Origin of the sequence: Shewanella mangrovisoli, from assembly GCF_019457635.1 — a bacterium.
Lineage (GTDB): Bacteria > Pseudomonadota > Gammaproteobacteria > Enterobacterales > Shewanellaceae > Shewanella > Shewanella mangrovisoli.
The window spans coordinates 4,437,888-4,451,251 of record NZ_CP080412.1; the positions used below are offsets into that span (position 1 = coordinate 4,437,888).

Genomic DNA, 13,364 nt, shown 5'->3' on the forward strand with positions numbered 1-13,364 from the left:
TTTTAATTAGGTATAGGCCAAGTTGTATCCAAAACTTTTTAAAGTAAAAGGGAAATTAACGATGAAATCATTAAAAGTTGCCGCCAGCTTATCTGTTAGATCATGTTTTGAAATAGACAGAGAAGTTGTCAATGTATTAACCACAGATTTTTGCGATGTTGGCGCGGCTGTAGTCTCTGTTGATGATGTTAAAAATGGTATTGTTGAAAAAATTAAAAATACCGGATTAAAACTGCCTATTTTCGTATCAGTTTGTTGTGAAGAAACCTTCCCAGATGATATTTGCTCTTCTATTACCGGGGTATTTGAGCTCTGCGGTAGCAATACCGATTTCTATGGTAAACAGGTCGAAACCGCCGTCCAAAAATATGAGCAAGCCCTATTACCGCCGTTCTTTGGCACACTGAAAAAATACGTGGAAATGGGCAACTCCACCTTCGCCTGCCCGGGCCATCAGGGTGGTCAATTCTTCCGTAAACATCCTGTGGGTCGCCAATTTTTCGATTTCTTTGGCGAAACCATTTTCCGCTCAGATATGTGTAATGCCGACGTTAAACTCGGCGATCTGTTAATCCACGAAGGTGCGCCGCTGGATGCACAAAAATACGCGGCCAAGGTCTTTAACGCCGATAAAACCTACTTTGTGCTCAACGGCACTTCTTCTTCAAACAAAGTGGCGACCAACGCACTGCTGGCGAAGGGCGACCTAGTATTATTCGACCGTAACAACCATAAATCCAACCACCATGGCGCGTTAATACAAGCCGGTGCAACACCGATTTATTTAGAAACCGCCCGTAACCCCTTCGGCTTTATTGGTGGCATCGATGCCCACTGTTTCCAAGAGTCTTATTTAAGGGAACAAATCCGCGCCGTTGCGCCTGAGCGTGCCGATGAACAACGTCCATTCCGTTTAGCCATTATCCAGCTGGGCACCTACGACGGTACTATCTACAATGCTCGCCAAGTTGTTGATCGTATTGGTCATCTATGCGATTACATCCTGTTTGACTCAGCCTGGGTTGGCTATGAGCAATTTATTCCTATGATGAATGACTGCTCACCTCTGCTGCTCGAACTGACGCCTGAAGATCCCGGTATCATCGTGACTCAGTCAGTGCATAAACAGCAGGCCGGCTTCTCACAAACCTCGCAAATTCACAAAAAAGACTCACATATCAAAGGCCAAGCCAGATATTGCAACCATAAACGCTTCAACAACGCCTTTATGATGCATGCCTCTACCAGCCCCTTCTATCCGCTGTTTGCCGCATTGGATGTGAACGCTAAGATGCACGAAGGCGCCAGCGGCCGTTATCTGTGGCGTGAAGCGGTCAAAGCCGGTATCGAAGCTCGCAAGTTACTGCTCAAAAAATGTAAATATATCAAGCCATTTATCCCTAGTATGATCGAGGGACGCCCATGGCAGGATTATCAAACCGAACAAATGGCCGATGATTTACGTTTCTTCGAGTTTGAGCCAGGACAAAAATGGCACTCCTTCGATGGTTACGAAAAAGGCCAATATTTCGTAGACCCTTGTAAGTTCCTATTAACCACACCGGGTATCGATGCCGAAACCGGTAAATATACTGAGTTTGGTATTCCTGCAACTATTCTGGCTAACTTCTTACGTGAAAATAATATTATTCCAGAGAAGTGCGACTTAAATTCGATTTTATTCCTAATGACGCCTGCGGAAGATATGGCAAAGATGCAACACTTAGTGTCGCAAATATCTCGCTTCGAAAAATTAGTCGACGAAGATGCACCATTATCTGAAGTATTACCTAACGTCTATAACGCCAATAAAGCCCGTTATAAAGACTATACCATTCGTCAATTGTGCCAAGAAATGCATAACCTTTATGTCAGCCATGACGTAAAACAACTGCAAAAAGAAATGTTCCGCCAGGCGCATTTCCCAACCAAAGTGATGGACCCACAGGAAGCCAACCTCGAGTTTATCCGTGGCAAAGTGGAGTTAGTGCCGCTGTCACAAATTGAGGGACGCATTGCCGCAGAAGGTGCATTGCCTTACCCACCAGGGGTGTTATGTGTGGTCCCAGGTGAAATATGGGGCGGCGCGGTACAACGTTATTTCTTAGCCCTTGAAGAAGGCATCAACTTATTACCCGGATTCTCCCCTGAATTACAAGGTGTTTACCTTGAAAATACCCCAGACGGAAAAATCCAAGCCCTAGGTTATGTATTAAATAAATAATTGAAACCCAACTGCAGAGTTAATTAACCCCGCTCTGCAGTCAATTTCAAACTTCTATAATGAATAACATTATTAGGCCATTATTATGAGTAAATCAGCAAATAAAATTGGTGTCGTCCAATTAACTATTATCACCATAGTCAATATGATGGGTTCAGGTATTATCATGTTGCCTACCCAATTAGCCCAAGTCGGTACTATTTCTATCCTTTCATGGTTAGTTACGGCGGCGGGTTCTACGGCCCTTGCCTATGCTTTTGCCAAATGCGGTATGTTCAGTAAAAAATCCGGTGGTATGGGCGGTTACGCCGAATATGCCTTCGGCCGCAGCGGTAACTTTATGGCGAACTACACCTATGCGGTATCGCTATTAATCGCTAACGTCGCCATCGCTATCTCTGCCGTGGGTTATGCCGCGGTGCTACTCGAAGTGAACTTAAGCCCAATGGCTATCTGTCTTGCGACCATTGGCGTGCTTTGGTTAGCAACCGTGGCTAACTTTGGTGGCGCCCGCATTACGGGTCGCGTGAGTAGCGTCACCGTGTGGGGGATTATTCTGCCTGTAATTGGCGTGTCGTTAATCGGTTGGTTCTGGTTCGACATCGACCTCTACAAAGGCGCTTGGAACCCACATGAACTGCCTTTCTTTAAAGCCTTAGGCGGTTCAATCGCGATGACTTTATGGGCATTCCTTGGCTTAGAATCGGCTTGTGCTAACTCAGAGACAGTTGATAACCCAGAGAAAAACGTTCCTATCGCCGTAATGGGTGGTACCTTAGGTGCAGCACTTATCTATATCGTTTCAACCAACGTGATTGCTGGTATTGTGCCTAACGCCGACCTTGCCAACTCAAACGCACCTTTCGGTCTCGCCTTTGCGCAAATGTTTAACCCTGTGGTCGGTAAAATCGTGATGGCCTGCGCCATTATCTCCTGTACTGGCTCACTGCTGGGTTGGCAGTTCACTATCGCGCAAGTGTTTAAAGCCTCTGCCGATGAAGGTTTCTTCCCTAAAGTGTTCTCTAAGGTCAGTAAAGCCGATGCGCCAATTTGGGGTATGACTATCATCGTTTCGATTCAAACCCTACTGTCTTTGATGACTATCAGTCCATCACTGAGCAAACAGTTTGAAGCCCTAGTGAACCTCGCCGTTGTGACTAACATTGTGCCTTACATCCTATCGATGGCAGCCCTAGGCGTGATGCAAAAACAACTCAAAGTACCAGCGAACAAGGCCCGTGTCGCCAACGTGATTGCGGTTATCGGCGCCCTGTATAGCTTCTACGCCCTCTATAGCTCTGGTGAAACCGCAGTGATGTTAGGCGCTATCGCGACCTTCTTCGGTTGGACCATCTACGGGGTGATTTCCAATAAAACACCAACAGCTGAGATCAAAGCAGCGTGAGCACGCCTCCTCTGCGATTCTCACCCATTACTAGATAAGAAACATAAAACCAATCCGTCTTCAGGGACCTTAAGCCACAGTGCCTAAGGTCCCCAGACAAAACTTGCCTAATTTCGGTGGAACTATGAAAAAAACATGCATCGCTCTAATGCTACCTGTGCTGTTGGCCGCCACCAGCAGCCAAGCGGTTGAGCTCTATAACGAACAAAAAAACTCATTAGATTTAAGTGGTTGGTTAGGCTTCGCGGCACTTAACGACAGCCACGATACCTCTGTCATTGATGACTCTTCCCGAGTACGATTTAGCTTTGAACGCAGCGAAAGAAATGGCTGGACCGCCTTTGCCACCACGGAATGGGGCATCAACATGGTGTCCAGCGATGACAGTTTAGTGATGCAAGGTGGCAAATTGGCCGCTGAAAAAACCGAAGACTTCCTCTACAACCGTTTAGGTTATGTCGGTATGTCGCACGATGAATGGGGTAGCCTCAGCTTTGGTAAGCAATGGGGCGCTTACTACGATGTGGCAGGCACAACGGATTTACCGAACGTCTTCGCCGGATACAGTGTCGGCGCCTACGCCTTTAGCGATGGCGGACTAACTGGAACAGGCCGCGCCGACTCTGCGTTTATCTACCGTAATAGCTTTGGCCCAGTGCAAATTGCCCTACAATACGCCGCCAAAACCAATGGTAATGTCACCTTAAAAAACGATGACGGCAGCGAAATGGCTAACTCTGAGCTCGATTTCGACAGCAGTTACGGTGCCAGCCTAACCTACTCACTCACCGACAAATTTAAACTGCTCGCTGGCTTTAACCGTGGCGACTTTGAAGGCCACCTAGGTAATACGCAAGTCGATGAAACCAACGAAATCGTCGGTATCGGCGCCATGTATGGTGACTATTACCACTATGCCGATAACCGCGAAGCCAGTGGTCTCTACGTCGGCTTTAACGCCCATCAGAGCAAGAACAATGAGCTGGTCGGCGGCGATCTCTACGATGCCACTGGTGCCGAGCTGATGACGGCCTATCAATTCGATAATGGCTTTGTGCCTATGATTGTCCTCAGCTATTTGGACTTAGATACAGATGCCAGCACGCCCATCCAAGGCAAATGGACCCGCCAATTCGCTATGCTTGGCCTGCACTACCGTTACAGTAACGACACTGTGATGTTTGCCGAAATGAAGTTAGATTTCAGCAACATGGATGATCCAGCACTCGAAGCGCAGGAAGATAATGGCTTTGCGGTAGGGATTAACTACTTCTTTTAGGAATGGAAAGTCTTCATCAGGCTCTCCCGTACATTGAGGGATAGTGGCTCACGTTCCTCATATCCGTGGGCCCATTTGAGACTGAGGTGCGGCGCACGTTCCGTCTACAAACGCTCGCCACACACTCATTGGATGGTACCGCTGGTTTACCATCATCTCTGCGCCACTCCAAATAGGTTTACTGGAGTGGCTTTTTTTCGCCGTTACTTAGCGTGCTGACGGCCTGAAGAGGCTTTGTTTCCGCGACCTTGGTGGCCCGCCTTACTCTGCTCTGATTTTCCCTTAAAGCCCGACTGACCAAAAGGTGCCTTAGCGCCCGGACGGCTGCTCTTAGGCTGCTGACCTTGCGTTGCATTCGCCCCAGACTTGGGCCCCTTAGGCTTGCTTGCGCTCGGTTTGCCTTTGCCCTTACGCTCATCGAACTGATTGCCCGAGAAACGCGTCAGGGCTTTTTGGCCTTGGTTAGCATCCTTCATCCATTTCGGGCCACGTTCGTTGCGCCCCTCTGGTGGAACCAAGTGATTCGGGCTGTTACCAATCAAATCTTCACGCCCCATGGCAATCAAACCTTCGCGGATGATAGGCCAACCCGCTGGGTCATGGTAACGCAGCAGCGCCTTATGCAGGCGGCGTTGGCGGCCCTTCTTCGGCACTGGTACCACTTCACTGCTGTGCTTCACGTTTTTCAACGAGTTCAACTCAGTGTGATAAATGGTCGTTGCGTTTGCCATTGGCGATGGATAGAAGTTTTGTACTTGGTCGAGCTTAAACTTACGCTCCTTCAACCAGAGCGCGAGGTTGAGCATATCCTCGTCGGTCGTGCCCGGATGCGCCGAAATAAAATAAGGGATCAGGAACTGCTCTTTACCCGCTTCCTTAGAATACTTGTCGAACAACTCTTTAAACTTATCGTAGGCGCCCATGCCGGGTTTCATCATCTTGCTGAGCGGCCCTTCTTCGGTATGCTCAGGGGCGATTTTCAAATAGCCGCCCACATGGTGCTGGACCAACTCTTTGACATAGGCCGGATCTTCAATCGCTAAGTCGTAACGCACACCCGAAGCAATCAAGATTTTCTTAATGCCGGGCACGGCGCGAGCGGCGCGGTACAAGTCGATAGTGTGTTTATGATCTGTGCCTAAATGGCCGCAAATCGATGGATACACACAGGATAAACGGCGACAGGTTTTCTCCGCTTTTTCGCTGGTACAGCCGAGGCGATACATGTTAGCGGTGGGGCCGCCTAAGTCGGAAATCACCCCAGTAAAACCGGGAACCTTATCCTGAATATCCTTGATTTCTTTAATAATCGATTCTTGCGAACGGCTCTGGATAATTCTGCCCTCATGCTCGGTAATCGAGCAGAATGAACAGCCGCCGAAGCAACCACGCATGATGTTGATCGACGTTTTGATCATGTCATAGGCGGGGATTTTGTCCTTACCGTAGGCAGGATGCGGCACCCTTTTATAGGGTAAATCGAATACGGCATCCATCTCGTCGGTATTGAGCGGCCAAGCAGGCGGGTTCACCCACACGCCACGGTCACCGTGGGGCTGGAACAGCGCTCGCGCGCACCCCGGGTTTTGCTCTTGGTGCAAAATCCGCGAGGCATGGGCGTATAAGTATTTGTCCTCAGAGACCTTTTCAAAGGCAGGCAGCAGCACATAGGTTTTATCCCAAGGCTTAGGGCGTGCTGGCTGCACACTAATAGGTTTTGGCGCATCGTTATCGAAAATTTTTACATCCGATGGGCCAGATAAGTTGGCACAGCCCACATCGTCTGCGCCATAGGGGTTCGGGATAGGATCGATCTTATGCAGCTGGTCGATCTTACGCGAATCCATCCCACGCCACTCGGGCATAGGTTCTTTACGGATAACGGCTGTACCGCGTACATCCTGAATATCCGCAATCGCTTCACCCGCGGCTAAACGACGCGCCACTTCAACCAGCGGACGCTCGGCGTTGCCATACATTAAGATGTCGGCCTTAGCATCGAAAATCACGCTGCGGCGGACTTTGTTCGACCAATAATCGTAGTGTGCGATCCGGCGCAGACTCGCCTCGATGCCGCCAATGATCACTGGCACATCTTTAAAGGCTTCTTTACAACGTTGGGTATAAACGGTCACGGCGCGGTCGGGACGCTTACCGCCCACATCGCCAGGAGTATAAGCATCATCACTGCGAATACGACGGTCAGCGGTGTAACGGTTGATCATCGAATCCATGTTGCCGGCGGTAACACCAAAAAACAGATTCGGGCGACCAAGCTGCATAAAGGCATCTTTGCTCGACCAATCGGGCTGAGAAATAATCCCAACGCGGTAGCCTTGGGCTTCTAACATCCGGCCAATGACCGCCATGCCAAAGCTTGGGTGGTCCACATAGGCGTCACCAGTGACAATAATAATGTCACAGCTATCCCAGCCTAATTTCTCCATCTCCTTGCGAGACATAGGTAAAAAAGGCGCGGTGCCAAAGCACTCGGCCCAATACTTGGGATGGCTAAACAGTGTGGATTCAACTTGCATCGATTTTGACCCAAAAGCGTAATGTCAAACAAAGGTGCAGGCAAAAACGGGCCGCACCGATTTAGGGACGCGGAGTATAGCAGGCAAACAGGGATAAGTGCGATTAAAAAAACAGCAGCCGAGGTGTTTTTCGGGGTATTTGCACCAATGTGCTCAATACCCCTAAAGTGGCTAGGGATATGGCTTAGACGGCCATTACCCTATCTCAGCAATTACAGACTTTGGACAAAATGCACTAAGTTGACTAAGGCTAAGCTGATAGTCACCAACCAAGTGAGCAACACGCCCCAAAAACGGCCGAAATGATAACCGCCTTTCCCCTGAGTTAACCCTATTGCATGGAGCAAGCGCGCCACAATCCACACAGTACCGAAACAATGCAAATAGAAATGCGCCAAACCACCCGCCTCGGCCACCAGCATTAAAATCAATACGATGGGCGCATTCTCAATCAGATTCGCATGTACCCTGCCCGCCAGCGCCAAGGCATTGTTGCCGCCATCGCCGAGTCCGATTTTTTGGCTTCGTCTTAATTTCACCACTCGATAAGCCAGCGCGATTATCAACAACCCAGTCAAGCTGGCGTAAAACCCTGTTACCATCAACGGCATAGCGATTCCCTTTTAATTAACACCACCGCGGCATTTGCCGCAAAAATTCAGCAATTTATTTGTATTAAGCTTAAAAGCCATTAACCTTTTAGCGACAAGATAGGTTAATATGCGCGCGTGATCTCTTACAACTTTTTATACAGTGAATAGCCCGATTGGATAACGAACAGTTTCTCGAAAAGCGTAAATTTATCATTAAGCTAGGCAAGGCTTTACATAAGTTTGGCACACCCGCTTACCGTCTTGAAACCCATTTGCAAACCGTCTCACGGACGCTCGGAATCGAAGGTTATTTTTTAATCTCACCGACCTCCATGACCTTCGTATTACAACACGATACCGATCAAGAATATAACCATGTTGCGCGGGTTAAACCCGGCGAATTGGATTTAGGCTCCCTCGCCCGCACCGATGAACTGGTGGATGAACTCACCTCGGGTAAACGCACGCTCACCGAAGCCTTAGATAGGCTAGAGGAAATCGCCAACAAACCCAACCCCTACGGCCCAGCATTAACCTGTTTCTCCTTTGGCACCTCAGCGGCCGCCTTTGCCATGTTGATGGGCACGGGTTGGAACGATGTCTTTTGGTCAGGCTTGTTAGGCTTACTGGTCTATGGCTTTGTGTACCGCGCCGAGCGCTCGACTCGCATGGCGGAAGTCTTAGAGCCCTTTGCGACGATTGTTTGCGCCATTGCCGCCTGCGCCATTGCCCGCGTTGACCCCAATATTAATATTCCCGTGGTGATCCTCTCCTCCATCATCATCTTTATTCCCGGCTTAGCCCTAACCTTAGGGTTGGCAGAACTGGCGGCACGCGACCTGATCTCGGGCACAGCGCGGATTATGGATGCCAGTATGTTGTTGTTTAAGTTGTATTTTGGCGCTGTGCTGGGAATGGCGATAGGTAAAGCCTTCTTCGGTGAAGCCATTCATATCGAGCCTGAGGGCTTACCACGCTGGGCGATTTGGTCGGCAGTACCGATTCTCTCGATGGCGCTGGTGTTTATCTTTAAGGCAAGGATGCAAGATTCGCCCTGGGGCGTACTGGCGGGGATAGTGGCATTCTTCTCCGCCATGTTAGGCGGGCACTTTTTTGGGGATTCTGTGGGGATCTTCTTCGGCGCCTTGGCGGTAGGAGTGTATTCCAATCTCTTCGCCCGTTGGATGAAGGCGCCCGCCTCGATTGCATTACTGCAAGGTATTGTGATTTTAGTGCCAGGCAGTAAAACCTACATAGGGCTGAACGCACTGATCTCCGGCGAAACTATGCTTAACCAATCCCATATTGGATCGCAGATCTTTTTGATCTTTATGTCGCTTATCGCCGGACTGATTTTTGCCAACGTCGTGGTACCACCAAGACGTACGCTGTAACATCCCCTCTCTCAGGGCTGGCGCCAACTCCAGCCCGATTCTTAAAGTAACCTTAAGTAAAATCATAATCTTATTAAAATGTTTCCTTGACTAATCGCCACTTCCCGTGTGTTATTAAATTGTGAAACACAGCAGAATCTTAAGCTGTCTCCATCCAGTTTACGGGAGTGGTTTTATGCAGAAGTTTACCCTGTATGCATCGATTCTACCTTGTTGCCTCTGTGGTCTAGTCAGCCTAGCCAGAGCGGATGAGGTCGTGCCCAAAACTGCAACCGCCGAGGCCCCGAAAAAGGTGAGTAAGATTGTCGTGGTGAGCAACCCGATTTTCGATGAATCCGATCCCGATACATTTTTCATCCACCGCTGGGCAAACTATCTGCATATCAACACTAAGGAATATGTGGTTAAGGATAGGCTGACCTTTGGTGAAAACGATACTGTTACCCAAAAAGACCTCGACGAATCCCAACGTTTGCTGCGCGCCGAACCTTATATTCGCGATGCAAAAGTCTATGTCAGCGAGAAAGACCCCGAGGCAGATGTTCACCCCGATGATGAGTCGATTGTTATCGAAACCTGGGATAACTGGTCATTGCTCCCCACGGCCAGCTTTAGTAGCTCAGGCGGTGACACCCGTTACTCCTTTGGGGTGAAAGAAGACAATCTCTTCGGAACAGGCATACGCACCCGCTTAAAATATCAATCCGATGAATCCCGTACTGGCTATAAGTTTGCCTTCGAAGCGCCCATTAGCATTATCGACCACGGTATTGTTGCCGCCGAGTTTTACGATAATAGCGACGGCCAAGCTAAGCATGTGTATGTCAGTAAGCCCTTCTATTCATTGAATACTGAGACCATGTACTCGGCAGAGTTTTTAGATGATAGCCGCACCGATATCTTGCGGCAAAACGGCCAAGAGGTGAACGAGTTTGAGCACACTGTCGACTATCTCAATCTGCAATATGGCTGGTTAATCAATAAGAATAACGATCACTTATCGCGCTTTATCACTGGTTTCACCCAAGATAAGCACGAGTTTGCCAATTCAGAGGTGTACCCCACTTCCGAGTTACCGCAGGACAGGGATTTTATGTATCCCTGGGTCGCCTATGAGTTTATTCAGGATGACTTTCAGGTGCTCAATAACGTGCATCTTATTCGTAATAACGAAGACTTTAACTTAGGTTGGCACCACTATATTCAATTGGGTATCGAGACCAATGATATAGGCGACAATAACCCAGTGGGTTACCACTTCAAATGGCAAACCACTCGCGGTTATAAGTTTGATGAGCATTTATGGTTACTCGAAATGGGTGCCACCAGCACCTTAGGCACCACCCAAAAAGATACCTATCAAGCCAATGTTCAGGCCGAGTACTTCTATCAAATCAATCCTAAATGGATAGCCTATGGCAAGGCGTGGGCGAGTGTGTCGAATAACACTTACCTCGATCTCACCGAAGGGCTCGGCGATGAAACTGGGGTACGCGGTTATCCCAACGAATATCAACAGGGCGATAACCAATGGTTACTCACCGCCGAAATCCGTAATTATCCCAATATCAACCTATACCAATTGGCCGAACTCGGCTGGGCGGTATTTGCCGATGTCGGCCAAGCCTCGGGCGGTCCGTTAGCGGCCAATAACGAGGTCAGCGGCCCGCTTGCCAGTATCGGTATTGGCGCGCGGATTTATTCCTCTCGCTCCAGTTACGGCAACGTCGCCCATATTGACCTCTCAGTGCCCTACACTGGCGGCGATTCGGTCAACAGTTGGGAATGGCGATTCTTAGTGAAGCGCAGCTTCTAATCCGTGATTTATCGCGCATCGGATATGCGCCTCGTTTTATCGCTGAGCACGCAGTTTTAGCAGTAAACGCTTGTCAGCCATCGACAAAGCGCATAGCGTAACTTAAGCGTTTAACGGGAATAAGGGACTAAGATGAAAAACTTCGCCGCTGGGCTTAACAACTTTTGGGTCGGATTATTCACGGGGATCATGCTGCCGCTGATTATCGTCGCGGGATTGTTATACGCCACCGTCGATAAATTCACCGGACTCATAGAAGATGCCGCCATCGCACCTTTAATTAGTCGCAGCGAACAGACCTTCGACAGAGTCGATAATCTGCTTCTGACCTTAGACAATAAAGTCGACGACGCAAATTTAAAGGACTTAGCACTCTTAGCCCCGTTAAAGAACGCGCAATTGTTCCCAGAGCTACAGACCCTCGCCAGTGGAGTCACTAACCTCAAGCAGTCAGTCACAGATATCGATAAACAAGCCGTATTAGCAAATCTGCAGGAAAAACTGCAAGTCTCACTGGCGACCAAGTTCCCCGAGGATAAAGCGAAAGAACTCGCTCAGAATCTTATTAATATTGCGCAAGTGCTTGCGAGTGAACAAAAACACTTATCGGCAACAGTAGAACCAACACCAAATAATGAAGCCCATAGCAACAAATAGATAATAGGGAAGAATCTTCTTTTATTGCTATCCAACCCGCTAATCACTCAGCAAATAAAAAGCCCATTTATCTAATAGATAAACGGGCTTTTTACTGAATTTGATGAGTTGGCCGATAAGCCGGGTCCTGTCTTGGACAGTCATTCATCTAGGCCTGCAATCGCTCGCAGGCTCAAGCGACCTACCCGGTTCCAACGCGAGCCACGCCATACGGAACCCTATTTGGTCTTGCTTCGGGTGGAGTTTACCTTGCTACGGACTATTGCTAGCCGCACGGTGCGCTCTTACCGCACCCTTTCACCCTTACCACCTTAGCCGAAGCTATGATGGCGGTCTCCTCTCTGTTGCACTTGTCGTCGGTTCGCACCGCCCAGGCGTTACCTGGCACCCCGCTCTTTGAAGCCCGGACTTTCCTCCCCGCTCTTGCGAGCGCAGCGACTGTCTGGCCAACTCGGCGCGGATTATAGCCTAAGCAATCTGCGCGTACCACTGTTAATCCCGCCCATGTGCGCCTATCTCAAAGATCCGCTTATAAATCCGACTCTAAACCGAACTTATACAGGGCATTCTTTTTAAGGCCGTGAATTTGCGCGGCAATGGCGGCGGCCTTTTTGAGGGGCAATTCTTCACAGAGTAATTTCAAGGTGTTGATGGCGACAGTCGGAATGGCGTCATCATCCTCCGAGGCGCGATGACCATGTACCATCAGCACTATCTCGCCTTTTTGCTGGTTAGGATCGCTGCTGACCGTAGCCAGCACCTCGGCCACAGGGCCTGAGAGGAAGGTCTCGAAGGTTTTAGTGACTTCCCGCGCCATCACCACTTGCCGCTCGCCGCCTAACACTTCGACCATGGTCGTTAAACTGTGTTCGATGCGGTGCGGTGATTCATAAAAAATCAGCGTGCGAGAGTCTTCCTTAAGCTCGAGTAACTTATCGGCGCGCGCCTTCTCTTTAGAAGGTAAGAAGCCTTCGAAGGAGAAACGATCCGACGGTAAACCCGACGCGCTTAATGCGGTAATCGCCGCGCAAGGGCCGGGCAATGGGATCACTCTAAAACCCGACTGACGCACGTGTGAGACTAAGTGATAGCCGGGGTCAGAAATCAGCGGTGTACCTGCATCGGAAATCAGCGCAATCGATTGCCCTGCGGCTAACTGCTCCACAATCCATTGGGCGCGGGCGCGCTCGTTATGATCATGCAGTGCGATAGTTTTGGTAGAAATACCGAAATGACTCAATAATTTGCCACTGTGGCGCGTATCTTCACAGGCAATCAATGCGACCTGAGTGAGCACTTCGATAGCACGTGGGCTCATGTCCCCCAAGTTACCAATGGGAGTGGGAACAATGTAGAGTGCGACGCTTTGGTCCATATATACCTCGGTAATGACAGTGCCAAGACTTTCGTCAAGCGCAAGAGAAGGTTAAACTAGAGGCAGCATCTTACCAGAGTGAAG

General features: G+C 49.2%; 9 protein-coding genes and 1 other RNA gene. 6 read left to right on the forward strand and 4 right to left on the reverse strand.

Annotated elements, in window-relative coordinates; all coding sequences use genetic code 11:
- The first annotated feature begins 61 nt into the window (after positions 1–61).
- The 3 genes from speF to K0H60_RS19330 all read left to right on the forward strand — a co-directional run bounded on the left by speF (position 62) and on the right by K0H60_RS19330 (position 4,908).
- Positions 62–2,224 (forward strand): ornithine decarboxylase SpeF, encoded by a 2,163-nt coding sequence (speF, locus tag K0H60_RS19320; protein ID WP_220056748.1) that lies wholly within the window; start codon positions 62–64, stop codon positions 2,222–2,224.
- Between the two features lie 85 nt (positions 2,225–2,309).
- Positions 2,310–3,629 carry a putrescine-ornithine antiporter gene (potE, locus tag K0H60_RS19325; RefSeq protein WP_086904100.1) on the forward strand — a complete coding sequence of 440 codons (1,320 nt, stop codon included), beginning with the start codon at positions 2,310–2,312 and terminating at the stop codon, positions 3,627–3,629.
- A gap of 124 nt (positions 3,630–3,753) precedes the next feature.
- Positions 3,754–4,908: a porin gene (locus tag K0H60_RS19330; RefSeq protein WP_220056749.1), complete on the forward strand. Its 1,155-nt coding sequence runs from the start codon at positions 3,754–3,756 to the stop codon at positions 4,906–4,908.
- Positions 4,909–5,111: 203 nt separating this feature from the next.
- Here the strand turns inward: K0H60_RS19330 and K0H60_RS19335 are convergent, their stop codons facing one another.
- Positions 5,112–7,445 (reverse strand): YgiQ family radical SAM protein, encoded by a 2,334-nt coding sequence (locus K0H60_RS19335; RefSeq protein ID WP_220056750.1) that lies wholly within the window; start codon positions 7,443–7,445, stop codon positions 5,112–5,114.
- Between the two features lie 212 nt (positions 7,446–7,657).
- Positions 7,658–8,056 carry an MAPEG family protein gene (locus K0H60_RS19340; protein ID WP_220056751.1) on the reverse strand — a complete coding sequence of 133 codons (399 nt, stop codon included), beginning with the start codon at positions 8,054–8,056 and terminating at the stop codon, positions 7,658–7,660.
- 155 nt (positions 8,057–8,211) lie between these two features.
- Here K0H60_RS19340 and K0H60_RS19345 point away from each other — a divergent pair, with 155 nt between their 5' ends.
- The 3 genes from K0H60_RS19345 to K0H60_RS19355 all read left to right on the forward strand — a co-directional run bounded on the left by K0H60_RS19345 (position 8,212) and on the right by K0H60_RS19355 (position 11,905).
- Positions 8,212–9,432, forward strand: a complete 1,221-nt coding sequence (locus tag K0H60_RS19345) for a threonine/serine exporter family protein (protein ID WP_220056752.1) — start codon at positions 8,212–8,214, stop codon at positions 9,430–9,432.
- A 175-nt stretch (positions 9,433–9,607) separates the two neighbouring features.
- The gene (locus K0H60_RS19350) at positions 9,608–11,248 is read left to right on the forward strand and encodes a BamA/TamA family outer membrane protein (RefSeq protein WP_220056753.1); all 1,641 of its coding nucleotides are present in this window, start codon (positions 9,608–9,610) and stop codon (positions 11,246–11,248) included.
- A 132-nt stretch (positions 11,249–11,380) separates the two neighbouring features.
- Positions 11,381–11,905 carry a hypothetical protein gene (locus K0H60_RS19355; RefSeq protein ID WP_220056754.1) on the forward strand — a complete coding sequence of 175 codons (525 nt, stop codon included), beginning with the start codon at positions 11,381–11,383 and terminating at the stop codon, positions 11,903–11,905.
- A 100-nt stretch (positions 11,906–12,005) separates the two neighbouring features.
- On the opposite strand, the gene rnpB is transcribed toward K0H60_RS19355, so the two are convergent.
- An RNA gene (rnpB, locus tag K0H60_RS19360) (RNase P RNA component class A) lies at positions 12,006–12,359 on the reverse strand.
- A 75-nt stretch (positions 12,360–12,434) separates the two neighbouring features.
- A complete protein-coding gene (rsmI, locus tag K0H60_RS19365; RefSeq protein ID WP_220056755.1) occupies positions 12,435–13,280 on the reverse strand; it encodes a 16S rRNA (cytidine(1402)-2'-O)-methyltransferase in 846 nt (281 codons plus the stop codon).
- Positions 13,281–13,364 lie beyond the last annotated feature (84 nt).